The sequence below is a fragment of the Acidovorax sp. JMULE5 genome, assembly GCF_013376875.1.
GTDB lineage: Bacteria > Pseudomonadota > Gammaproteobacteria > Burkholderiales > Burkholderiaceae_C > Acidovorax > Acidovorax facilis.
Genome location: NZ_CP035951.1, coordinates 4,544,744 through 4,568,514 on the forward strand (window position 1 = coordinate 4,544,744; position 23,771 = coordinate 4,568,514).

Sequence of the window (23,771 nt, forward strand, 5' to 3'; positions counted from 1 at the left end):
ATGAAAAATGGCTCTAGCGCTTTATGGATAAGCGCAAGCAGCTATCAAATAAGGAGTTGTGGCAATGTCCCTGGATGTCGATGCCTTGCAGGCGCGGCTGCGCGCCTTTGCAGCCGAGCGGCAGTGGCAGCCGTTTCACACCCCCAAGAACCTGGCGATGGCCCTGATGGTGGAAGCGGCTGAACTGACCGAGATCTTTCAGTGGATGACCCCCGGGCAGTCGCTGGCGGTACGTGATGACCCGGCGCTCACGGAGCCCATTGCCGATGAGGTTGCCGATGTGCTCCTGTACCTGCTGCAGCTGGCAGACCACGCGGGTGTGGACCTGGTGCAGGCGGTGGAGAACAAGCTGCGCAAGAACGCCGTCAAACACCCGGCGCCGTGCGTTGGTGGTGCAGCCGTGGATGGTCGTGAAATTTAGATGAAAAGTGCCTCTGGCGCTTTACTGGTAAGCGTTGGCAGCTATCAATAGTGAAGCGACCGGTTCCCGCCCTGCAACGATCCTGCGACAGCAAAAAGCCCCGCGAGCGGGGCTTTTGTTGGGGGCTTTGGTGAACCAGCGTCTGGCTTATTGCTTGCGGGCCGCAATCGCCTTCTCGGCCGAGGTCACCAGATCGGCACCAATCTGGCCCTTCCACTTGTCATATACCGGGCGTGTGGCCTTCACAAAGGCGGCGCGTTCGGCGGGGCTCAGCTGGGTCACCGTCACGCCCAGTGCGGCGATGTCTTTGAGCAGAGGTTTGTCGGCTTCGACCACGCCCTTGCGGGCCAGGGCGATTTCTTCCTTGCCCGCGTCGATGGCGGCTTGCTTGACGATCTCGCGGTCGGCTGGGGTCCAGCTGTTCCAGATCTCCTTGTTCACCACAAAGATCAGCGGATCGTTCACGTAGCCCCACAGCGTGATGTGCTTTTGCGCCACGCTGTGCAGCTTGGCGGCGGTGAAGATGGACAACGGGTTTTCCTGTCCGTCCACCGCGCCGCTGGCAAAAGCGGGCTGTGCGTCGGCCCAGCTCATCTGCGTGGGGTTGGCGCCCAGGGCGGTGAAGGTGTCGAGGAACAGCGGCGAGCCCACCACGCGGATCTTCAGGCCTTTGAGGTCTTCAGGGCTCTTAATGGCCTTCTTGGAGTTGGAGATTTCGCGGTAGCCGTTTTCGCCCCAGGCCAGTGGCATCACACCGGCCCTGTCCAACGTGGCGAAGATGCTCTTGCCCACGTCGCCCTGCGTCACAGCGTCCACGGCTGCGTAGTCGGGGAACAGGAAGGGCAGCGAGAACAGGTTGAGTTGCTTGACCTGGGGCGACCAGTTGATGGTGGAGCCCACGGCCATGTCGATCACGCCCTGGCGCAGCGCGCTGAATTCACGCGTCTGGTCGCCCTGGATCAGCGACACGCCGGGGTAGAGCTTGATGTTGATGCGGCCATTGGTGCGCTCGCGGACCTTGTTGGCCCACAGCTCGCCGCCCTTGCCCCAGGGGAACGCGGGGCCCAGCACCAGCGACATGCGGTATTCGCTCTTGTACGCAGTTTGTGCGATGGCGGCAGGTGCGGTGAAGGCCAGGGCGGCTGCAGCGGCCACGGCAGAGGTGAGGAAGGTGCGCAGTTTCATCGGTTGTCTCCTTGTTGGATGGTGAATGGGTGAGGAAAAATCAGTAGCCCAGCCGTTGGGGCAGCCAGAGCGCAATCTGCGGAAACACGACGACCAGCAGCATCGCCAGCGTCATGGCCAGCACCAGCCAGACGACCCAGCGGGTGGTCTGCTCCATGCGTACACCGGCAATCTTGCTGGACACCATCAGGTTCACGGCCATGGGCGGGGTGAACTGGCCGATGGCCACCGTGAGGGTCAGCACCACGCCGAACCACACCACGTCCCACTGGTAGTGCTGCATGATGGGCATGAGCAGGGGCACAAAGATCAGGAAGATGGAGATGCCGTCGAGGAACATGCCTGCGATCAGCAGCATGACGATCAGCGCGCCGAGCACACCTTGCTCGCTCAGCCCCGACTGCACGATGGTGCGGGTGATGGGGTCGATCACTCCCAGGGTGGACAGCGAGAACGCAAAGATGCCAGCCAGCGATACCACCACGAGGATCACGGCCGACAGTTCACCGGCTTCGCGCAGGATGGTGAACAGGTCGCGCACACGGATCGTGCGGTGAATGCACATGCCCACAAACAGGCCGTAGAACACGGCCACCACGGCAGCCTCGGTGGGAGTGAACCAGCCGGCGCGCATGCCGCCCAGAATCACCACCGGCGCGGCCAGCCCCCACGCCGCCTCGCGCAGGCTGCGCCAGAACGGCGGGCGGGGCATGTCGGCTTCAGCGCCACCCATCTTGTGGCGCCGTGCCAGCCACACGGCGGGCACGATCAGCGCAATGCCCGCCAGGATGCCTGGGAACATGCCCGCGGCAAACAAGGCGGGCACCGAGGCGCCCGGCACCAGCACCGAATACACGATGAACGCCACCGAGGGCGGGATGAGGATGTCGGTGGCTGCTGCGCCCGCCACCACACTCGCCGAGTAGGCGGCGGGATACCCGGCGCGCGCCATGGCGGCGATCATGACGCCACCCACCGCCGCTGCGGTAGCGGGGCCCGAGCCGGAGATGCCGCCCAGGAACATGGCCACGGAAATCGCCACCAGCGGTAGCATGCCGGGCCCTCGGCCCACGATGGACACCGCAAAGTTCACCAGCCGCAGCGCCACGCCTGAGCGGTCGAAGATCGAGCCCACCAGCACAAACATCGGGATGGCCAGCAGCGGGTATTTGCCCAGGCCTGCGTAAAAGTTCTGCGGCACGGCCAGCAGGCCGAACCAGGGGGTATCGGCATTGGCCACGGCAATGGCCGTGGCGCCCGCCAGACCCAGCGCCGCACCAATCGGAACGCCCAGAAACATCATGCCCAGGAAGGCGACAAACAGCAGGGTAGCGATCACGGGCGGGCCTTCGGTGCGGTCGATGCGGCCGATGCACGCCGCAGGCGGGCAAACAGTTGCAGTGCCCGGGCTGTGGTCAGCGCGCACAGCACAGGCAGCCAGACGGTGTACCACCACTGCGGCACACCGATGCCGGGCGAGGTCTCTTCAAACCGATAGTCGTCCCACACCACGCGGATGCTCAGCACCGTGATCAGCCCAAACAACAGCGCCACCATGAGAGCACCAAACTGCGCCAGCACCTGACGCCGGTGTTCGGAGCCGCCATCGGCAAAGAACTCGATGCGGATGTGCAACTGGCGCGCCACGGCGGCAGAGCCCCCGACCATGGCCAGCACGATCATCAGGAACACCGATATTTCTTCGGTCCAGGCGAAGGACGCATCGGTGAAATAGCGCAACACCACGTTCACAAAGGTGATGAGCGCTAGGGCGGCCATGGTCAGGACGATGAGCCAGTCTTCCAGGCGCAGGGAGCGGGGTTCGTCAGCGGCAGCGGGCGCTGCAGGCACTATGGGCGCAGGGGGCTGCCCATCGGGAGTGGAGGTGGACATGAACGCGGGGAGTCAGAAGAACACGGGGCAAATGCCGATCTTGCTGCCCGGCGGCGTTGTGCACCTGGGGCGTTGACCGAGGGAGAAGCGGGGTAGACGCGCTGGGTATTATGCGTCGCTCGCTATGCATGCACAGCATTGGTGCGGGGCTCCACGCAGTCGTGGGGCGCGCATGGAGCCGAGGGCCGCAGGCGCGCGGGCCTGTGGAAACCCTGATGCCCGGTGCCAGCACGCTGCAGCGCCCGCGCGGATAATGCTTCGATGGAAACCAAGTGGCTTGAAGATTTCGTCAGTCTTGCGGAAACCCGCAGCTTCAGCCGGTCAGCGCAGCTGCGGCATGTGACGCAGCCCGCGTTCTCGCGGCGTATCCAGGCGCTGGAAGCCTGGGCTGGCACCGATCTGGTGGACCGCAGCTCTTACCCCACCCGACTCACCCCGGCTGGCAAGACCCTGTACGACCAGTCTCTGGAAGTGCTGCAGGCGCTGCAGAACACGCGCGCCATGCTGCGGGCGCACACCAGCGCGGGCAAGGACATGATTGAGTTCGCCGTGCCGCACACGCTGGCGTTCACGTTTTTCCCGGCCTGGGTGTCGAGCTTGCACGACAAGTTTGGGCCGTTCAAAAGCCGGCTGATTGCGTTGAACGTGCACGACGCCGTGATGCGCCTGGTGGAGGGCGGGTGCGATCTGCTGATTGCCTACCACCACCCCTCGCAGCCCTTCCAGCTGGATGCCGACCGTTACGAGATGGTGAGCCTGGGGCAGGAAGTGATCTCCCCCTACAGCAAGGCCGACGCAGACGGACAACCCGTGCACCGCCTGCCGGGCCGGGCCGGGCAACCACTGCCCTACCTGGGCTACGCCCCGGGCGCCTATCTGGGGCGCGTGACCGAACTGATCCTGAAGGAATCCGGCACGCCCATCCATCTGGAGCGCGTGTACGAAACCGACATGGCCGAGGGGCTCAAGGCCATGGCGCTCGAAGGCCATGGCGTGGCCTTTCTGCCGCACAGCGCCGTGAAGAAAGAATTGCGTTCGCGCCGCCTGGTCAGTGCAGCACCGGTCGATAGCGAAGGCCTGCAGATGACCATGGATGTGCGCGCCTACCGTGAGAAACCAGCGGGCAAAGAGGCTCCCAAAGGCACGGCACAGGCGCTGTGGATGTACCTTCAAGCGCAGGCCGGGTCATGCTAAGGGTAAATACGGATATAAACACTTTGCATAGTTGCGCGCGCAAACGGCATTGGAATTTCACGGTAACGACACGTACAGTCGGCGCCATCGCTGGGTCGGCTGCCGCAGCGTGTGCCGTCTAAGAGCAGATTCTTAGTCCCCACGGTGGCACGAACATTGCGAATCCGATCCATCCACTCACCGAGACGCCGTATGAAAGTTCAGCATTGGGGAATTGCCTGGGGCCTTGCCGCTGCAAGCTGCGCTTTAGCGGCCTCTGCGCAGGCCTCGGTGCTGGAGCGCATCAGTGCCGGCGGCAAGCTGGTGATTGCGTACCGTGAATCGTCGGTGCCCTTTTCGTACATCGACACCCAGTCCGGCAAGCCGGTGGGTTATGCCATGGATCTGTGCCTGCGCCTGGCCGAGGTGGTGCGCAAGAAAACCGGCAAGAAGGACATGGAGGTCGAGCTTGTAGCGGTCACGCCGGCCAACCGTATCGCCATGATCGAGCAGGGCAAAGCCGACATGGAGTGTGGCTCTACCACCAACAACGCCGAGCGGCGCCAGAAGGTTGCGTTCACCATTCCCCATTTCATCACTGGTGCGCGGCTGCTGGTGAAGACCTCCAGCCCCATCGACCGTGTGGAAGACCTCAATGGCAAGAAGCTGGTGTCCACTAAGGGCACAACACCGCTCAAGGCCGCCGATCAGGCCAACCGCGAGCGCCTGATGGGGATCACCATTGTTGAGGCTCCGGACCACGCCAAGGCGGTCGAGATGGTCGAGAAGGGCGAGGCCGATGCTTTTGTGATGGACGACGTGCTGTTGTATGGCCTGGCCGCCGGGCGGCCTGACCCCAAGGCGCTCAAGGTGGTGGGCCGCTTCATGACCACCGAGCCACTGGCCATCATGCTGCCCAAGAACGACCCCGAGTTCAAAAAGCTGATTGATGAAGAGATGCGCCGCCTGATCACCAGCCGGGACATCTACCCCATTTATGACAAGTGGTTTAACAAACCCATCCCACCCAACAACACGGTGCTGAACCTGCCGGTCAGCTACTTGTTGCGCGACTTCTGGAAATACCCCACCGACCAGGTTCCGTTCTGACTAATATCCCGGTCGAGGTTTCTGTTTTTGGAGAATGCGACCTGCCGGCACTGTCGGCGTGGGCGAATCTCTAGAATCCCCCCGTTTTTAGCTTCACACACAAGGAGATACCAATGAAGAAGCATTTGCTCGCGGTTGCCGTGACCGCCCTGGCTGCAGGTAGCGCTTTCGCTCAAGCCACCGACACCCTGGCCAAGATCAAGGCCTCGGGTAGCGTGACGCTGGGTGTTCGCGAATCTTCCGGTCTTTCCTACACCCTGGGTAACGGCAAGTTTGTGGGCTTCCACACCGAAATGGGCGAAATCGTCCTGGCCGACATCCAGAAGCAACTGGGCCTGCCCAAGCTGGACGTGAAGTACCAGCCTGTGACTTCGCAAAACCGTATTCCCCTGGTGACCAATGGCACCGTGGATCTGGAGTGCGGCTCCACCACCAACAATGCCGCCCGCCAAAAGGACGTTGCCTTTGCCGTGACCACCTACGTGGAAGAAGTGCGCACCGTTGTCAAGGCCAACTCGGGCATCACGTCCATCAAGGACCTGAACGGCAAGACCATCGCCACCACCACGGGCACCACTTCGGTGCAAACCCTGCGCAAGCATGAGCGTGCTGGCGGCATCGACTTCAAGGAAGTCTTTGGCAAAGACCACGCTGACAGCTTCCTGATGCTGGAAACCGGCCGCGCCGATGCGTTTGTGATGGACGGCTCCATCCTGGCTGCCAACATCTCCAAGTCCAAGAACCCTGCCGACTACAAGATCGTCGGTGAAGTTCTGAGCGTGGAGCCTATCGCCTGCATGCTGCGCAAGGACGATCCAGCCTTCAAGAAGGCCGTGGACGATTCCATCAAGCGCCAGATTGCAGACGGTTCGCTGGCCAAGCTGTACGACAAGTGGTTCATGCAACCCGTGCCACCGACCAACACCAAGATTGGTCTGCCGATGTCCGACGCTACCAAGGCAGCATGGGCATCGCCCAATGACAAGCCCATGGAAGACTACGCAAAGAAGTAATTTTCTGAACGCTTGTGCCCCTTCGGCCAACCGGTTTGAAGGGGCTTTTTTGTTGGGCTCGCAAAGGGTTGCGCCCAACGCAATACCAAGAATTTAAGGGGTGCTCCTATGAGTTGGGATTGGCAGGTGTTCTGCCAGGACACCATGGACAGGGAAGTCGTGCAAAGCTGCTTTGGCAAGGGCGGCGATATCACCTACCTGGACTGGATGCTGTCGGCCTGGGGTTGGACGGTGTCTGTTTCGGTGCTGGCCTTGGTGCTGGCGCTTGTGTTGGGTTCCTTGATCGGGACGCTGCGTACCTTGCAGGACCGGCCCATGATCGTGCGCTTGGGCAATGCCTGGGTCGAGCTGTTTCGCAACATTCCGTTGCTGGTGCAGATTTTCCTGTGGTACCACGTGCTACCCAGCCTGTTTCCGGTGCTCAGGGGCGTTCCTGGCTTTGCGCTGGTGGTGCTGGCACTGGGCTTCTTCACGTCGGCACGTATTGCCGAGCAGGTGCGCTCCGGCATCCAGGCGTTGCCACGCGGTCAGCGGTACGCAGGTCTGGCCGTAGGCTTCACCACGTTCCAGACCTACCGCTATGTGCTTCTGCCCATGGCGTTTCGCATCATCATCCCGCCGCTGACCAGCGAGACGATGAACATCTTCAAGAACTCGTCCGTGGCGTTTGCCGTGTCGGTGGCTGAACTCACGATGTTTGCCATGCAGGCGCAGGAAGAAACCTCGCGCGGCATCGAGGTCTACCTGGCGGTGACGACGCTGTACATCATCTCGGCATTTGCCATCAACCGCATCATGGCCTTCATCGAAAAACGCGCACGCATCCCTGGCATGGTCGTGAGCGGCGCGGCCGGAGGGGGGCATTGATATGAATATCGATTTCTCCTTCTACAACTGGGAGCTGATCTCCAACTTCGTGCTCAAAGGGCTGTATTTCAGCCTGCTGCTCACGCTCATCGCCACCATCGGTGGCGTGATCTTCGGCACGGTGCTGGCGCTCATGCGCCTGTCGGGCAAGAAGTGGCTGGATGTTCCTGCGACCATCTACGTCAACGGCATGCGATCCATTCCGCTGGTGATGGTGATCCTGTGGTTCTTCCTGCTGGTGCCAGCCATCATCGGCCGCCCCATTGGCGCGGAAGTGTCGGCGATCATTACCTTCATCGCCTTTGAAGCGGCCTACTTCAGCGAAATCATGCGCGCTGGCATCCAGTCCATTCCACGCGGCCAGGTGTATGCCGGCCAGGCGCTGGGCATGACGTACGGCCAGAACATGAAGCTGGTGGTGCTGCCCCAGGCGTTCCGCAACATGCTGCCGGTGCTGCTCACGCAGACCATCATCCTGTTCCAGGACACGTCGCTGGTCTACGCCATCGGTGCCTACGACATGCTCAAGGGCTTTGAAGTGGCGGGCAAGAACTTTGGTCGTCCGATCGAGGCATACCTGGCCGCTGCGGTTCTGTACTTCATCATGTGCTACGCGCTGTCCTGGGCGGTCAAGCGCCTGCACCAGAAGATCGCGATCATCCGCTGATCGATGCTGGTGCAAAAGAGATTGGATTGAGGAAAAAGAAATGATCGAACTCAAAAACGTATCCAAGTGGTATGGCCCGGTGCAGGTGCTCAACGAATGCACGGCCACCATCCAAAAGGGTGAAGTGGTGGTGGTGTGCGGCCCCTCGGGCTCGGGCAAGTCCACGCTGATCAAGACCATCAACGCGCTCGAACCCTTCCAGAAGGGCGAGATCACGGTGGACGGGATTGCACTGCACGACCCCAAGACCGACCTGCCCAAGCTGCGCAGCCGTGTAGGCATGGTGTTCCAGCACTTCGAGTTGTTCCCGCACCTGTCGGTGACGGACAACCTGACCATTGCGCAGATCAAGGTGCTGGGCCGCAGCGCGGATGACGCCAAGAAGCGCGGTCTGAAGATGCTCGAACGTGTGGGCTTGATGGCGCACAAGGACAAGTTCCCCGGCCAGCTCTCGGGCGGCCAGCAGCAGCGTGTAGCCATTGCGCGCGCGCTGTCGATGGACCCCATCGTGATGCTGTTCGACGAGCCCACCTCCGCGCTCGACCCCGAAATGGTCGGTGAAGTGCTGGACGTGATGGTGGGCCTGGCCAACGAAGGCATGACCATGATGTGCGTGACCCACGAAATGGGCTTTGCCCGCAAGGTGAGCAACCGCGTGATCTTCATGGACGTGGGCGGCAAGATACTGGAAGACTGCTCCAAGGAAGAGTTCTTCAACAATCCGGATGCGCGCCAGCCCCGGACCAAGGACTTTCTCAACAAGATCCTGCAGCACTGACACGCTGCGGCGAACCTTTGTTGCGTTAACCCAGCGGCCCTTCGGGGCCGTTTTCGTTGGTATTCAACTGGATGCGTGGCACGTTGCCGAGCAGGCGCAACAGGTCCTGCTGGCGTGTGGCTCCGGTTTTGGCAAAGATCGAAGACAACTGTGAGCGCACGGTGCTGATCTTCACCCCCAGTTCGGCGGCGATCTCTACCGGTGAGCTGCCGCGCAGCAGCGGTGGCAGCACACGTGCCTCTGCAGGGCTCAGGCCGAAGACGCGCATGACGAAATCCGATACTGCCGACGGAGCCTGCGCGTGGCGGGCCAGTAGCAGCATGCAGCCACCGGGCTGCGCTGGTGGGCTGGTACCTTCAAGGGGCAGCGCCAGGGCGAGCAGCTGGGGTTCTGCGTTGCCGAGCACCACACCGCCGCCCTGGCCGCGCATGCAGGCGTGTACCAGTTTGCCCAGCGGATCGTTGGCAGCGACGCGCTTGGGCAGGGCACCCCTCCAGTGCGACAGCGCGGGGGCCGTGACCATGGCGCGCGCGCCATGGTTGGCGTACACCACCTGGGCGGCGGGGTCTAGCATGAGCACGCCAAAGTCCAACGCGTCGAGGAACCGGTGCAGCATATTCACCTGCTGCTGCAAGCGGCGAACAGTCCAGTGCAAATCAAAGGCGCGCACCACATGGGGAAGGATCAGCTGCAGACGCGCGATGTCACCAGCGTGGAAGTCTTGCTGGTCGGGACGGCGAAAAAAGCTCAGGTGTGAAGGTGGTGCCAGCCCGGGAATACTGCCGTCGGACACAACACACACCAGCAGGTATTCGGCAGACAGGGGTGCCAAGTATTCGCGATAAAAGCGGCTGATCCGGAAAACGGGTGAGGGCACCAGCGTGCTGCCCAACGTGATATGGCCCTGTTTGAAATGACCGCCCTGCATGCCCCGATCTAGCCAGATGTCGTGCTGCCACCAGTAGTCCGAATACGCACGGGCGGCTTCGTCAGAGTGGTTCCAGGCCGCATAGAAGCTCTGGTCGCGTTGCCCCTGGCCTGCAGCCACCAGCATGGAAAAGCTGGCGTCGAATACCTGGCACATCTCGCGCAGCGCGTCAGTCCAGGCATCATCGTGGCCCACTGCGGCATACAGCACCTGCTGCACGCGGCTGTATGCCGCCAGGGTCATGACGTCTTCATCCGGCGGCGGGTGGGGAGCAGGGGGCTGCATGGCGTGGGATGGTATGGGCAGGCCCGGTTGTGGCACATTGCCCGCTGCATGGCAATGGGCATGCAAGCCCAGCACGGCCCTGCGTGTCCTGGGATATTGGTAAAAAGTGCCTCCAGCGCTTATCCATCAAGCGCAATTTGCTACAAAAATTGTAGTATTATGGGCGGCGTGTGCGCCACATGCCAATGACCACGCTGGCAGTGGCCAGGAGCATCAAAGCCCACTCCGAGAGGGTTGGGATGGCTGTCGCGGCGGCCGGTGGCACGGCATCGTCGTTGAGAATTGTTCCGGTGGCCACTGCCGCTCCCAGCACCGCGCCCACGGGGTTCGACAGCGTCAGTTGCAACGTCTCGTCGGGCTCCGCGATTGATTCACCCTGCACGACGATGACAAAGTTTTTGGTGACAGGGTCGCCAGGCGCCCAACTCACCGAGAGAAATGGCATCGCGAAGTCCGTACCTGCCGTGGCTGTTCCGCCCGTGAGGCCTACGGTCACGGTAACCGGGGCACTTGGTATCGCAGAGAGTGTGATCGGGAAATTCAGGTTGCTGAAGCCCGAGTTGCCTTCGAGCACGCTGGCGTCGGCTATCGAGACCGAGGGCAGCATGTCCCAGGCCCCGCCCGACACAACCGCGACGGAGGTGGCGGTGTTGGCGCTGACGGTATTGCAGGTGTCTGTGGGCACGCTGATATCCACGCCGGCACAGAAGCCGTTGATCGAGGCGCCGCTGGCGACCGCACCCACCACGTTGATTTCGTCGAACCGATCGCCAGCCACGTGCGGGCCTGCGGCCGCAGACCCTGCTGCGGAGTATGTCCAGCGCTGCAGCTTGATGTCGGCGCTGGTGATGGCGCCGGCGCCATCGGTCGTTACCAACGCCGTGACCAGGCGTGCTGGCGGACTGCCCGACACGATGGACGACACGCCATTGCTGAACGAATAGCCAGTGACGCTGGCGGCGATGTCCGAATTTGTGAGGTTCGGCGCCAATGGCAGCGCAGTGGTGATGGAGCCGGAGACGCTCTGGCCGACGGTGAACTGGCCACACACCTCGGGTGCAGCGCAGCTTGTCGCGTTGTTGATGGTGCCGCCGCTGTAGGGCGATCCGATGTACACATACGTGGCGGCCTGCGCACCCAGGCAGAGCAGTGCGGGCAAAAGCATGGCAAGCCTGCGAAGCATGGGGGTTCTCATCGGTTCGTCGTTGTTCATGGTGGGTGCGCCAGCGGTGGGGGTCGGACGGTGCTCGGCGGCTTCATGCAACGCGTTGCACAAGGCGGCGTCAAGCCATTCCATTGTTGGAAACACTGCTCCAAAAAGCATCCATCAAATGAAGGAACAAACCAGGGTGTGACAATGCAGCCCATGACTGCCGCATCTTCCACCCCCACCCCCCCCCACCCCCATCCACACCCTCACCATCACCCGCCCCGACGACTGGCACCTGCACGTGCGCGACGGCGAGCCCCTGCACACCGTCGTGCCCCACACCGCCGCCCAGTTCGGCCGCGCGATCATCATGCCCAACCTGCGCCCACCGGTCACCACGGCCGAGCAGGCCCTGGCCTACAAGCAGCGCATCCTGGCCGCCGTGCCTGCAGGCATGAACTTCGAGCCGCTGATGACGCTGTACCTCACCGACAACCTCCCGCCCGAGGAAATCGTGCGTGCCAAGGCCGCAGGCGTGGCCGCCTGCAAGCTCTACCCCGCTGGCGCCACCACCAACAGCGACGCGGGCGTGACCGACCTGCGCAAGACGTACCAGACGCTCGAAGCCATGCAGAAGGCCGGCATGCTGCTGCTGGTGCACGGCGAAGTGACCAGCAGCGACATCGACCTGTTCGACCGCGAGGCCGTGTTCATCGAGCAGCAGCTCATCCCGCTGCGCCGCGACTTCCCCGAGTTGAAGATCGTCTTCGAGCACATCACCACCAAGGACGCGGCGGACTACGTGGCAAGTGCCGATCGCTTCACCGCAGCCACCATCACCGCGCACCACCTGCTGTACAACCGCAACGCCATCTTCATCGGTGGCGTGCGCCCGCACTACTACTGCCTGCCCGTGCTCAAGCGCGAAACCCACCGCGTGGCCCTGGTGCAGGCCGCCACCAGCGGCAGCAACAAGTTCTTCCTGGGCACCGACAGCGCGCCGCACCCTGCGCACCTCAAGGAACATGCCACCGGCTGCGCGGGCTGCTACACCGCCCATGCCGCCATTGAGATGTATGCCGAGGCGTTCGACAACGCCGGTGCGCTCGACAAGCTCGAAGGCTTTGCCAGCTTCCACGGCCCCGACTTCTACAGCCTGCCGCGCAACACCGGCAGCATCACCCTGCGCCGCGAGTCGTGGACACCGCCCGACAGCTTTGCGTTTGGCGAAGCCGAACTCAAGCCCCTGCGTGCCGGTGAAGCCCTGCCGTGGCGGCTGGTGTAAGCGAAGCCTTCGACGCCATTGACTGGAGCGCCCCCTGGCTGGCGCCGTGGCGCAATCTGGGCCAGCCCGTGGCGCAGCAGCTGCAGCACGATCCGTCAGTGCACCGAGCCTTGCAGGCCGCAGCGCCGCCAGCGTTGCCGGTGGGTTTTGTGCCCCAGTCCGAGCTGCCCGAAGGCACGGCCTACGAGCAGTACATCTGGGACACCCGCCGGGTGCCCACGCGCGACAACCTGCACGACTTCTTCAACGGCCTGGTGTGGCAACAGTTTCCGCACACCAAGCGGCGCCTGAACGAGCTGCAGGCCCGGGCCATCGCCGCCGATGGTGTGCAGCCCGTGCGCGGGCAGTTGCGCGATGCGCTCACGGTGTTTGACGAGAACGGCGCCGTACTGCAAGCGCCGCCCGCGCTGTGGGCCGCGCTCAGGGTACGAGACTGGCAGCGCCTGTTCAGCGACCTGCGCCCGCTGTGGGGGCAGGCCCGGCTGGTGGTGTTCGGGCACGCGCTGCTTGAAAAGCTGGTTATCCCTCGAAAACCCATGGTGGCGCATGTGTACCAAGCGCCAGCAGCTATTGAATCAATAGCGATTCTGGATGCCTGGCTGGCGGGGGAGATTCATGCGCAGCAGTGGGCCACCAAGCCCTTCACCCCGCTGCCCGTGCTGGGCGTACCCGGCTGGTGGCCCCCTAACGAGACGCCGGACTTTTATGCCGACACCCAGGTGTTCCGCCTGCCCCGGGCTGTGTCAGGGGGCTAATTCCCGTCAACGCTTGTGTGATAAGGGCTGCGCGCGGGTTTGCACCTACCATAGCGCGATGAAATCGCGGCCATGGGGCTGCCAGGGGCGTGCAGTGGCCCCAGCAGCGGGTGTTTGGTGCTTGAAGCCCAGCACTCGGCCCCCATCTGAGCCAGCAAACACTTGTTGTTGTTTACCCCACGGAGAAACCATTCCATGAAGCGGATCCTTTTGTTTGTGATGACCAACCTGGCCGTCGTTGTCGTGCTGGGGGTGGTGGCCAGCCTGCTGGGCGTCAACCGCTACCTCACGGCCAACGGGCTCAACCTGGGCGCGCTGCTGGGCTTTGCGCTCGTCATGGGTTTTGGCGGCGCCATCATCTCGCTGCTGATCAGCAAGCCCATGGCCAAGTGGACCTCGGGTGTGCGCGTGATCGACGGCTCCGGCTCGCCCGACGAGCGCTGGATCGTCGAGACCGTGCGCAAGTTCGCCACCGAAGCCAAGATCGGCATGCCTGAAGTCGGCATCTTCGAAGGCGACCCCAATGCGTTTGCCACGGGCGCGTTCAAGAACTCGGCCCTGGTGGCGGTGTCCACCGGCCTGCTGCAAGGCATGACGCGTGAAGAGGTCGAGGCCGTGATCGGCCACGAGGTAGCCCACATCGCCAACGGTGACATGGTCACCATGACGCTGATCCAGGGCGTGATGAACACCTTTGTGGTGTTCCTGTCGCGGGTGATCGGCTATGCGGTGGACAGCTTTCTGCGTAAGAACGACGAGAGCAGCTCGGGCCCCGGCATCGGCTACTACGTGACCACCATCGTGCTCGACATCCTGCTGGGCTTTGTGGCCGCGATGATCGTCGCCTGGTTCAGCCGCCAGCGCGAGTTCCGTGCCGATGCAGGCGCCGCGCAACTGATGGGCCGCCGCCAGCCCATGATCAATGCCCTTGCCCGCCTGGGTGGCATGCACCCGGCCGAGCTGCCCAAGAGCATGGCCGCCATGGGCATTGCCGGTGGCATTGGCAAGCTGTTCAGCACCCACCCGCCCATCGAAGAGCGCATTGCTGCGCTGCAGAACGCGCAGCAGCAAGGCTGATCCGGTTCAATCTGGCCCTTGAAGGCCGCTGCAGGGGTTACCCCTGCGGCGGCCTTTTTGTTTCTGGGTGGTTTGTCGGCCTTGTGGGGGGCTCAAGGGTTTGTAACCTTTTGTCGATAACCAGTGGCAACCCAAGTCCGCATGCCGTGCGGGCAGCAGCGGGTTGCCGATCCTTATTCCCACGAGAACACCTTATGTCCATCTCCCACGCACGTGTTGCGGTCCGCCTGGCCCTGGCCTTTGGCGTTGTCTGTCTGGTCATGTCGCTCTCGGCCGCCGTCGGTATCTGGCGGCTGGCGGGGCTGCAGGACATTGCCGACGACCTGGGCGGCGCATCGTCCGAGCGCGCGCTGCTGGCGCGTGAGCTGCACGCCATCGTGGTGCTGAGCTCCGCACGTGCCGAAACGCTGCTGGAGATCGACAACCCCGCCTACGCGGCGCGCATCGACGCGGACCGCAAAACCACGTCGGCCCGTTCGTCCGAAGTGCGCAAGCGCCTGGACGAGCTGGCCGCGGACCCGGAGTCCCAGGCCTTGTTCGATGCCATCGACAAGGCAGGCAACGGTTTTCGCACGGTGCGGGACGACCTCGTCAAGCGCCGCAAGGCGGGCGAGGCCCTGCCGCCCGACGCCATTGCCAACCAGCTGCGCCCTGCGGCCGATGCCTATGCCGCCTCGGTGAACAAGCTGGCCGATTACCAGCGCCAGCGTGTGGCCGAGGCCCGCGAGGCTGCCGCCCGCAGCGAGAGCCAGGGCATCACGCTGCTGGCCGCAGGCTCGCTGGTGGGGCTTCTGCTGAGCCTGGCCTGCGCCTGGCTGCTGTCGCGCTCCATCCTGCAGCCGCTGGCCCATGCGTCCGAGGTGACTGACCGCATTGCCGAGGGCGACCTCACCTCCCCCGTGCCCGCGCCGCAGGCGGGCAGCCGCGATGAACTGCAGGCCCTGCTGGCGCGCCTGGGGGGTATGCAGGCGCGGCTGGCGGAACTGGTGGTGGGCATGCGCCAGGCCAGCACCTCGGTGGCCGGTGCCAGCAGCGAGATCGCGGCGGGTAACAGCGACCTGTCGGCCCGCACCGAGCACACGGCCTCCAATCTGGAAGAAATCGCCGCCAGCATGGAAGAACTGCTGGCCACCGTGCGCCACAGCGCCGACGCCGCAGCGCAGGCCAGCACCCTGGCCACTGGTGCCAGCAGCGTTGCCCAGCGCGGGCGCGAGGCCGTGGACCGCGTGGTGGGCACCATGGACGGCATCGCGCTGTCGTCGCGCCGCATTGCCGACATCACCAGCGTGATCGATGGCATTGCGTTCCAGACCAATATCCTGGCGCTGAACGCGGCCGTGGAAGCGGCCCGTGCCGGTGAGCAGGGGCGGGGCTTTGCGGTGGTGGCCAGCGAGGTGCGCAGCCTGGCCCAGCGTTCGGCCACGGCGGCCAAGGAGATCGGGGGCCTCATCAGCGACAGCGTGCGGCAGGTGGACGAAGGCACCAAGCTGGTCCATGCAGCGGGCGGCACCATGGGCGAGATCGTGAACTCGGTGCAGCAGGTGGCCACCATCATTGGTGAGATCAGCACGGCGGCGCGCGAGCAGACCACGGGCCTGAGCCAGGTGGGCGAGTCGGTCTCGCAGCTCGACCAGATGACGCAGCAGAACGCCGCGCTGGTGGAAGAATCGTCCGCCGCCGCACAGGGTCTGCGGGTGCAGGCGCAGCAACTGGCCGAGCTGGTGGAGGCGTTCCGCCTGCCCGCAGCGGCTGGGGGCCAGAAGGCGCTGCGGTAGACCCCACAGGTCAGGCGCGGACCACCATCAGCCCCAGCCATGGCCAGTAGGTCAGCGCAAAAACCACCAGCAGGGCTACTCCGGTCAGCGTGATCACGATGCCGGTGCGCACGAAGTCGTGCGCGTCAAAGGTGTCGGTGCCGTAGGCGATCATGTTCTGCGGCGCGTTCACCGGAAGGATGAAGCCAAAGCTCACCACGAACTGCAGGATCATCGTCATGCCCACCACGTTGATGCCGGGCGTCTGCACGGTGGATAGCACGCTGATGACGATGGGAATCATCGTGGACGCCAGCGCCGTGGCGCTGGCAAAGCCCAGGTGAATGACGATCAGGAACGCCGACAGCAGCATCAAGATGGCAAAGGCCGACGCCATCTGCAGGCCCAGGTGGCCCACGATGAGCTGGGCCAGCCAGCCCGCTGCCTTGGTCTGCAGCAGCGCAGAGCCCACGCTGATGCCCACGGCAAACAGCACCACAGTGCCCCACGGAAAACCCTTTTGCGACTGCTTCCAGTCCATCACACCCACGCGTGGAAACAGCATCAGCGCCACGGCCGCAATGGTGGTGGAGGTGGTGTCAAAGTCGTGCAGTACCTTCTCGGTGGACCAGAACCCCAGCAGCACCAGCACCACGGCCAGCAGCTTCCACTGGTTCAGCGTCACCGGGCCCAGCTCGGCCAGCTGCTGCCGGATCGTCTCCTGCCCGCCCGCAATTTCCTTCATCTCGGGTTTCATCATGCGCGTCATGATGAAGAACAGCGCCACTGTCATCAGCGCCGCAAACGGAGCGGCTGCCACAAACCACTCGCCCCACGTGATCTGAGCGCCCAGCTGTTTTTCGATGAACCCGATGGCCACCATGTTCTGTGCCGCAGCGGTCTTGACGCCCACATTCCAGATGCTGGCGGTCTGCGCCGTGGTGATGACCAGCAGCGCGGCAAAGCGGCTCTTGCGGTCCACCTTGAAGGCCAGCACAAAGCCCATCATGATCGGCATCAGGCAGGCCACGCGCGCCGTGGTGCTGGGCACGATGAACGACAGCAGAAAGCCTACCACCATGGCCCCGATCACGATGTGGTGGGTCTGGGCGCCGACCTTCGACAGCACCGTGAGCGCGATGCGACGGTCCAGCCCCGTGGCGGTCATGGCCGACGCGATGAAACACGCTGCGGCGACCAGCGCCACGGCACTGTTGGCAAAGCCCGAGAGTGCCAGGTTCAGCGCCGCGCCCGTGCCCATGTCCGCGCCATCGGGTTTGGCCACGCTGGGTGCGTAGGCCAGCAAGAACACCATCAGCGCGGCGATCACCACCGCGCTCACCGAGTATTCGAGCGCCTCGGTCATCCAGACAATCACGGCGAACGCTAGGATGGCCAGCATGGTCTGTCCCGCCACCGGCAACCCTGCCGGGGTGGGCAAGGCCAGCACGGCCAGCAGCGCCACCAGGGCGCCGAGCAGGCCGAGCCGTTTGGCGAAACTCGCCGATGCGGGGGCGGGGGCTGGGGATGTGGTCGGTGCGGCAGTGGACATGGGGTGGCTCCGGTGGGGCGCGCAGGGCGCGAACCCTTGCACCGCGCGTGCGGATGCACGACAGGCTCAGGGCCCCCCAGTGTTGCGCGCTGTCCGCTGTGGGTGTTGATGCAAGTCAAGGGTGCACGGCGGTGTGGCCGTGTGCGCAGCCGCCCACACTCCTAGTGTCCCGAGTTGGAAGTTCGTTGGTGAAATAAAGATGTCGAAATTGTCATCAGGCAAGGCGCAAACCACAGCGATAGTCGTAGCTATCGCGAGGATTTGCAACGCAGCATGGCGGCGATTCTCGACGTCTTTATGAAACGAATTTCTAACTCGGGACACTAGGCCCCCACATCCACCCGCCAGCGCCTGCGCGGCGCGCGCAGGGCGTGGCGCTTGCGGTACTCACCGGGTGCCATGCCCGTGTAGCGTACAAAGATGCGGCGGAACGCTGCGGGGTCGCTGTAGCCGCAGGCCACCGCAATGCTGGGAACGCTTTCCAGCGTCACCTCCAGCAGGACCTTGGCGCGTGCGCAGCGCAGGCCGTGCAGATGGTCCAGCGGCGACTGCGACAGCTCCTGCTGAAAGTGCCGCAGTAAGGTGCGTGGGCTCACTGCCGCGGCCTCTGCCAGCCGTGCCAGCGAATAGGGCTCGTCCAGATGGGCTTCCATCCAGGCAATGGCGCGGGCCAGGGTGCTGTCGCGCGTGGCGGGGATGTGTTGCTGCGCGTTGGCCTGCAATGCCGCGCGGGTACGCTCATGGTCGGGGGCCAGCACACTGGCACAGGCTTGGGCCAGTTCGCTGCCCAGGGTGTGGCGCACGAGGGCCACTGCCAGGTCGCCCACGCTGAGCGGCAGTGCACCGCTGATCCACAGGCCGTCTTCGGCGATGTCCTGGCCCAGTGCGAAGCCGATGTCTGGATGGTCCCGCTCGAATCCTGCCACATAGAACCAGGGCAGGCTGACCTGACGGCCGCTCAGGCGGCCGCTCCCGGCGGCCAGCCAGGCACCGTTGCCCAGGGTGAATACCTTCTGCCCCGCGTCCAGCGCGATGCCGATCTGGCGCACGAGTGGCTGGTTGCGCGCCACCACGCTGCGGATGGCCGGAATATCCGCCGCATGGAATGAAGGGATGAACACTGCGCAAGGCGGTCCGTTGTGGGGCTCTGCAGGAGAGTGCGTATAGGCCGCCAGCGGCCCGGGCAGCGTGGCCAGGGGCACTCCTTTCGCATCCATCAGCCGCCATGCCAGGCGGGGACCGCCGGAACCCAGCCGCAGCCCGGCCAGCAGGTTGGCGCTGCGCAAGAGGTCGATGAACTGCAGCGCATTGCCCACTGCCGATTCGGGCAGCAGCGGGATGTCGATGCGGAAAACCGGGGCCGTCGCGGAGGGGCCAGAGGAAGAGGGCATGGCGATATTGGCTCTGTGGTTGGCCATTTTCGCTTGTCTGCAAATTGGGGGGAGCTCTTAGCATGAATGCGCGTTTTGTTGGCCTCTTCCCCTTTTTTTGTCGTCATTCACCGTACGGATCTGCCCCATGCACAAACCCCTCTCTGCCAATTCCTGGGCCACCGGCCTGCTCCTTTGCGGGCTGACTTTCGCATCGTCCGCCCAGGCCCAGGCGCTGGACGCCGCCGGCCTGCAGGCCATCGATGCGGCCGTGAACAAGGTGGCCCCCAAGATGGTCAACTGGCGCCGCGACATCCATGCCCACCCGGAACTCTCCGGCCAGGAGGTGCGCACCGCCAAGCTGGTGGCGGAACACCTCAAGAAGCTGGGCATGGAGGTTCAGACCAACGTGGGCGGCACCGGCGTGGTGGGCACGCTGCGCGGCGGCCTGCCGGGCAAGGTGGTGGCATTGCGCGCCGACATGGACGCACTGCCCGTGCCCGAAAACACGGGCCTGCCGTTCGCCAGCAAGGTCAAGGCCAACTACCTGGGCAAGGAAGTGCCCGTGATGCACGCCTGTGGACACGATGCGCACACCGCCATGCTCATGGGCGCCGCCGAGGCGCTGGCGGGCATGAAGGCGCAACTGCCCGGCACCATCAAGTTCATCTTCCAGCCCGCCGAAGAGGGCGCGCCGGTGGAGCCCGATGCCAACGGCAAGGTGCCCAGCTTTGGCGCCAAGGCCATGGTGGAAGAGGGTGCGTTGAAAGACGTGCAGGCCATCTATGGGCTGCACATCACCGCCAACCTGCCTTCGGGCGTGGTGGGCTACCGCAGCGGCCCGCTGATGGCGGGGTCCGACAGCCTCAAGATCCTGGTCGAAGGCCGTGGCGGCCACGGCTCGTCGCCGTGGAACGCGGTAGACCCCGTGGTGGCCGCAAGTCAGGTGGTACTGGGCCTGCAGACGGTGGTCAGCCGCCAGCTCAACATCAGCAAGGAGCCTGCGGTCATCACCATTGGCTCCATCCAGGGCGGCACGCGCTACAACATCATCCCCGACAACGTCGAGATGATGGGCACCCTGCGCACCTTTGACGAAGAGATGCGCCAGGACGCCTTGAAGCGCATCACCACCACCGCAGAGTCGATCGCGATGTCGAGCGGCGCCAAGGCCAAGGTGGTGTTTGGCCCCGTGGCCTACCCGGTCACCACCAACCCCGCCGAGCTGACGGCGGCCTCGCTGCCCGCGCTCAAGCTTGCTGTGGGTGGCAAGGCGATGATCATCCCGAAGGTGAGTGGCTCGGAAGACTTCTCCGAGTTCCAGAAGGTGGCGCCGGGCTTCTTCTACTTCCTGGGCGCGCCGCCCAAGGGTGCGGATTTCAACAAGGCGCCGTCCAACCATTCGCCACTGTTTGACATCGACGAAGACCAGTTGCCGGTGGGTGCCCGCACGCTGGCGGCGCTGGCGGTGGACTTTTTGCAGCGCAAGTAAGCGATGCCACTGGCCTGCACCGCCAAGGGCAGGTCAGCCCGCTGCGCCCAACAGGCTCCGGGCGACGGCCTCGCCCACCTTGATGCCATCCACGCCCGCCGACAGAATGCCGCCCGCATAACTCGCGCCTTCGCCCGCCGGGTACAGGCCCGGCGTGTTCAGGCTTTGCAAGTTCTCACCGCGCCCGATCTTGAGCGGCGACGAGGTGCGTGTCTCCACCCCTGTCAGCACCGCGTCGTGCATGTCAAAGCCCTTGATCTTGCGGCCGAACACCGGCAGCGCCTCGCGCAGGGCCTCGATGGCGTAGCCGGGCAGGGCGGCGTGCAGGTCGCCCAGCGCCACGCCGGGCTTGTACGAGGGCTCTACGCTGCCCAGTTGGGTGGACGGCTTGCCTGCGATGAACTCGCCCACCAGCTGGCCCGGCGCGCTGTAGTCGCAGCCCCCCAGCACGAAGGCGTTCGATTCAAGTTGGCGCTGCAGCACGCTGCCCGACAGGGGGTGGAACTGCCCGGCGGGCAAGGCTTCCACGCCATAGGTTTGGCCCAGGTGGGTTTCAAACGCCTGCGCATCCTGCGGGTAGTCACGCGGATCGATGCCCACCACCATGCCCGCATTGGCGTTGCGCTCGTTGCGCGAGTACTGGCTCATGCCGTTGGTCACCACCCGATTCGGCTCGCTGGTGGCGGCCACCACGGTGCCGCCGGGGCACATGCAAAAGCTGTACACCGCACGCCCGTTTTGTGCGTGGTGCACCAGCTTGTAGTCCGCCGCCCCCAGCAGCGGGTGGCCCGCGTGGCGGCCCCAGCGGGCGCGGTCGATCACGCCCTGCGGGTGTTCGATGCGGAAACCGATGGAGAACGGCTTGGCCTCCATGGCCACGCCGCGCTGGTACAGCATGGCAAATGTGTCGCGCGAGCTGTGGCCCAGCGCCATCACCACGTGGTCGGCACGCAGGTCTGTGGTTTCGCCGGTGGCTTGGTTCAGCACCTTGAGGCCGCGCAGGTGGCGGCTTGCTCCTGTGCCTTCCACGATCACATCCGTCACGCGCTGCTCAAAGCGGATCTCGCCGCCCAGCGCAATGATCTGCTCGCGCAGGTTCTCCACCACCTTCACCAGCTTGAAGGTGCCGATGTGCGGGTGGGCGACATACAGGATTTCTTCGGGCGCACCGGCTTTGACGAACTCGTTCATCACTTTGCGGCCCAGGTGGCGCGGGTCCTTGATCTGGCTGTAGAGCTTGCCGTCGCTGAAAGTGCCGGCGCCGCCTTCGCCAAATTGCACGTTGCTTTCGGCATGCAGCTCGCGCTTGCGCCACAGGCCCCAGGTGTCTTTGGTGCGCTCGCGCACCGTCTTGCCGCGCTCCAGCACGATGGGCTTGAAGCCCATTTGCGCCAGCACCAGTGCGGCAAAGATGCCACAGGGGCCAAAGCCCACCACCACGGGGCGCAGCGGCAGGTTGGCAGGCGCCTGGCCCACAGCGTGCCAGGCCATGTCGGGCGTGGGCTGGATGTGCGGGTTGCCCGCAAACTTGGTGAGCAGCGCGGCTTCGCGCGCGGGCTGCGCGAGGGTGATGTCCACGATGTAGACCGCCAGCAGGTCGGCCTTGCGCGCATCAAAGCTGCGCTTGAAGACGTGCAGGTGGGCGATGTCGGTGTCCGCCAGGCCCAGGATTTGGGTGGCTACGGCGCGCAGGGGCGCCTCGGGGGCTTCGGCCACGGTGAAGGGCAGCCGGATTTCGGAGAGTCGGATCATGTTCTTGCGGGCCCGTGTCGATCGGGCGGGTTGCAATGGCGTGGGGCCGCGATGATACGGGGTGCTCGCCACCCACGGAAGCCCTGGCGTGCAGGGGGCGTGGAGCCGTGTGCCTAAAAAACTATCAAATCAATAGCTGTTCGCGATTGATGGATAAGCGATAGAGGCACTTTTGAATCATATTTTTCGAGCTTTTGGAACTTCATCATCGCTGCCCGACTGTTGGCGCCAGCGCAGCTCTGCCACACCAAAGGCTATGGCCGCCAGCACCAGTGGCCCAAAGTAATACAGCGCCCGGTAGGCCAGCAGGGCCGCCAGCACTTCTTCCTGCCCCAGCGCCTGGGTGGCCAGCAGCGCCACGCCCACGGCCTCCAGCACACCCAGGCCCGCAGGCACGCGCAGCACCAGCCCGGCCACCGCCCCCAGCAACACGGTGGCCAGCGCGGCGGGGTAGCTCACCTGGTGTTGCAGCACCGTCCACAGCGCGGCGCCCATCAGCATCCAGTTGGCGGCCGACACGGCCACCTGCCACAGCGCCACGGGCCAGCCGGGCAGCGGGAACGCGCGGCCTCTCAGCGTGAGGGCGCGGCCACTGCGCAGGGCACACAGCGCCACATAGGCCAGTGGCAGCAATCCCAACACGGTGCCGCCCAGGCGCCATTGCCAAGCTTCAACCTCCCACCCGGCCACCGCAGGCGGCTGCCACGTCCACGCCAGCACGCCCGCCAGCAACAGGTAGCCCACCCAGTTCGTCACGATGCTGGTGCCCACCACCTGACCGATCGTGCCGGGGTCCACGCCACGCCGGTCATACAGCCGGTAGCGCACGCCCACGCCGCCAATCAGCGAGCCCAGGTTGAGCGTGAACGGGTAGCTCGTCATGGCGATGGCCAGCGTGGTGGTGCGCGTCAAGCGGTGGCCGCTGCAATGGCGGCCCACCCAGTCAAAGCTGCCGTAGGTGAAGTGGCTCAGCAGCGCCAGCGCACCGCCCACGGCCAATGCGGTGGTGGGCAGGTCGCGCAGCGCCTGCAGCACGGCGGGCCAGTCCACGGTGCGCGCCTGCCGAAAGATCAGCCCGGCCACCACCGCAAAAAAAGCGGCAGCGAACCCCCGGGTGACCCATGGCCACCAGGCCTGCTCCGGCCAGTGGCGCCAGCCGCGTGGGCTGCTGCTACTGGTGCTGCTGCTGGTGGCAGGTGATGCCATGGCGTCGGCGGTGCCCGTCTGGGTGTCCGCGGGCAGTGTGGAGGTGGCCATGGCGGGG

Annotated in this window: 21 protein-coding genes; 12 read left to right on the forward strand and 9 right to left on the reverse strand. The window is 64.5% G+C overall.

The genetic code is table 11. The features are described from left to right. Positions 1-64 precede the first annotated feature (64 nt). Positions 65-421 (forward strand): nucleotide pyrophosphohydrolase, encoded by a 357-nt coding sequence (locus EXV95_RS20705; RefSeq protein ID WP_176888285.1) that lies wholly within the window; start codon positions 65-67, stop codon positions 419-421. A gap of 147 nt (positions 422-568) precedes the next feature. Here the strand turns inward: EXV95_RS20705 and EXV95_RS20710 are convergent, their stop codons facing one another. From EXV95_RS20710 to EXV95_RS20720, 3 genes are read right to left on the reverse strand one after another with little or no spacing between them, the layout of a single operon-like run. Beyond that, entirely contained in the window at positions 569-1,606 is a 1,038-nt protein-coding gene (locus EXV95_RS20710) for a DctP family TRAP transporter solute-binding subunit (protein WP_176888286.1), read from the reverse strand. Between the two features lie 40 nt (positions 1,607-1,646). Beyond that, complete coding sequence (locus EXV95_RS20715; protein WP_176888287.1) at positions 1,647-2,945, reverse strand: TRAP transporter large permease; 1,299 nt, start codon at positions 2,943-2,945, stop codon at positions 1,647-1,649. Continuing rightward, a complete protein-coding gene (locus EXV95_RS20720) occupies positions 2,942-3,499 on the reverse strand; it encodes a TRAP transporter small permease (protein ID WP_176888288.1) in 558 nt (185 codons plus the stop codon). Before EXV95_RS20720 ends, EXV95_RS20715 begins: the two co-directional genes overlap by 4 nt. A gap of 261 nt (positions 3,500-3,760) precedes the next feature. Between EXV95_RS20720 and EXV95_RS20725 the strand changes: the two genes are divergently transcribed. From EXV95_RS20725 to EXV95_RS20750, 6 genes are all read left to right on the forward strand, one after another. Beyond that, positions 3,761-4,693, forward strand: a complete 933-nt coding sequence (locus EXV95_RS20725) for a LysR family transcriptional regulator (RefSeq protein WP_055400828.1) — start codon at positions 3,761-3,763, stop codon at positions 4,691-4,693. A gap of 192 nt (positions 4,694-4,885) precedes the next feature. Then, on the forward strand, positions 4,886-5,782 hold the full coding sequence (locus tag EXV95_RS20730; protein WP_176888289.1) for an amino acid ABC transporter substrate-binding protein: 897 nt from the start codon (positions 4,886-4,888) through the stop codon (positions 5,780-5,782). Positions 5,783-5,895: 113 nt separating this feature from the next. Beyond that, positions 5,896-6,795 carry an amino acid ABC transporter substrate-binding protein gene (locus EXV95_RS20735; RefSeq protein ID WP_055400825.1) on the forward strand — a complete coding sequence of 300 codons (900 nt, stop codon included), beginning with the start codon at positions 5,896-5,898 and terminating at the stop codon, positions 6,793-6,795. Positions 6,796-6,903: 108 nt separating this feature from the next. Continuing rightward, on the forward strand, positions 6,904-7,662 hold the full coding sequence (locus tag EXV95_RS20740) for an amino acid ABC transporter permease (protein ID WP_055400823.1): 759 nt from the start codon (positions 6,904-6,906) through the stop codon (positions 7,660-7,662). A 1-nt stretch (position 7,663) separates the two neighbouring features. Next, the gene (locus EXV95_RS20745) at positions 7,664-8,329 is read left to right on the forward strand and encodes an amino acid ABC transporter permease (RefSeq protein WP_055400821.1); all 666 of its coding nucleotides are present in this window, start codon (positions 7,664-7,666) and stop codon (positions 8,327-8,329) included. Between the two features lie 40 nt (positions 8,330-8,369). Next, the gene (locus tag EXV95_RS20750; protein WP_176888290.1) at positions 8,370-9,107 is read left to right on the forward strand and encodes an amino acid ABC transporter ATP-binding protein; all 738 of its coding nucleotides are present in this window, start codon (positions 8,370-8,372) and stop codon (positions 9,105-9,107) included. A 25-nt stretch (positions 9,108-9,132) separates the two neighbouring features. Here EXV95_RS20750 and EXV95_RS20755 read toward each other — a convergent pair whose 3' ends face one another. After that, positions 9,133-10,320, reverse strand: a complete 1,188-nt coding sequence (locus tag EXV95_RS20755) for a helix-turn-helix transcriptional regulator (RefSeq protein ID WP_176888291.1) — start codon at positions 10,318-10,320, stop codon at positions 9,133-9,135. Between the two features lie 157 nt (positions 10,321-10,477). Next, a complete protein-coding gene (locus tag EXV95_RS20760; RefSeq protein ID WP_176888292.1) occupies positions 10,478-11,533 on the reverse strand; it encodes an IPTL-CTERM sorting domain-containing protein in 1,056 nt (351 codons plus the stop codon). A gap of 157 nt (positions 11,534-11,690) precedes the next feature. Here EXV95_RS20760 and pyrC point away from each other — a divergent pair, with 157 nt between their 5' ends. From pyrC to EXV95_RS20780, 4 genes are all read left to right on the forward strand, one after another. Further along, positions 11,691-12,755, forward strand: coding sequence for a dihydroorotase (gene pyrC, locus EXV95_RS20765; RefSeq protein ID WP_370460277.1), 1,065 nt, complete (start codon positions 11,691-11,693; stop codon positions 12,753-12,755). Continuing rightward, on the forward strand, positions 12,740-13,510 hold the full coding sequence (locus EXV95_RS20770; protein ID WP_176888293.1) for a DUF3025 domain-containing protein: 771 nt from the start codon (positions 12,740-12,742) through the stop codon (positions 13,508-13,510). The genes pyrC and EXV95_RS20770 overlap by 16 nt, the downstream gene beginning before the upstream one ends. A 195-nt stretch (positions 13,511-13,705) precedes the next feature. Beyond that, positions 13,706-14,587 carry a protease HtpX gene (gene htpX, locus EXV95_RS20775; protein ID WP_010462430.1) on the forward strand — a complete coding sequence of 294 codons (882 nt, stop codon included), beginning with the start codon at positions 13,706-13,708 and terminating at the stop codon, positions 14,585-14,587. A 194-nt stretch (positions 14,588-14,781) separates the two neighbouring features. After that, on the forward strand, positions 14,782-16,362 hold the full coding sequence (locus tag EXV95_RS20780; protein WP_176888294.1) for a methyl-accepting chemotaxis protein: 1,581 nt from the start codon (positions 14,782-14,784) through the stop codon (positions 16,360-16,362). Between the two features lie 10 nt (positions 16,363-16,372). Here the strand turns inward: EXV95_RS20780 and EXV95_RS20785 are convergent, their stop codons facing one another. Continuing rightward, complete coding sequence (locus EXV95_RS20785) at positions 16,373-17,893, reverse strand: DASS family sodium-coupled anion symporter (RefSeq protein ID WP_176888295.1); 1,521 nt, start codon at positions 17,891-17,893, stop codon at positions 16,373-16,375. 323 nt (positions 17,894-18,216) lie between these two features. Next, on the reverse strand, positions 18,217-19,284 hold the full coding sequence (locus tag EXV95_RS20790; protein WP_255484823.1) for a GlxA family transcriptional regulator: 1,068 nt from the start codon (positions 19,282-19,284) through the stop codon (positions 18,217-18,219). Between the two features lie 127 nt (positions 19,285-19,411). Here EXV95_RS20790 and EXV95_RS20795 point away from each other — a divergent pair, with 127 nt between their 5' ends. Then, positions 19,412-20,755: an amidohydrolase gene (locus EXV95_RS20795; protein WP_176888297.1), complete on the forward strand. Its 1,344-nt coding sequence runs from the start codon at positions 19,412-19,414 to the stop codon at positions 20,753-20,755. 33 nt (positions 20,756-20,788) lie between these two features. On the opposite strand, the gene EXV95_RS20800 is transcribed toward EXV95_RS20795, so the two are convergent. Both EXV95_RS20800 and EXV95_RS20805 read right to left on the reverse strand, forming a co-directional pair. Further along, a complete protein-coding gene (locus EXV95_RS20800; protein WP_176888298.1) occupies positions 20,789-22,507 on the reverse strand; it encodes an NAD(P)/FAD-dependent oxidoreductase in 1,719 nt (572 codons plus the stop codon). Positions 22,508-22,684: 177 nt separating this feature from the next. Next, positions 22,685-23,764, reverse strand: coding sequence for a lysylphosphatidylglycerol synthase domain-containing protein (locus EXV95_RS20805; protein ID WP_176888299.1), 1,080 nt, complete (start codon positions 23,762-23,764; stop codon positions 22,685-22,687). Positions 23,765-23,771: the final 7 nt, after the last annotated feature.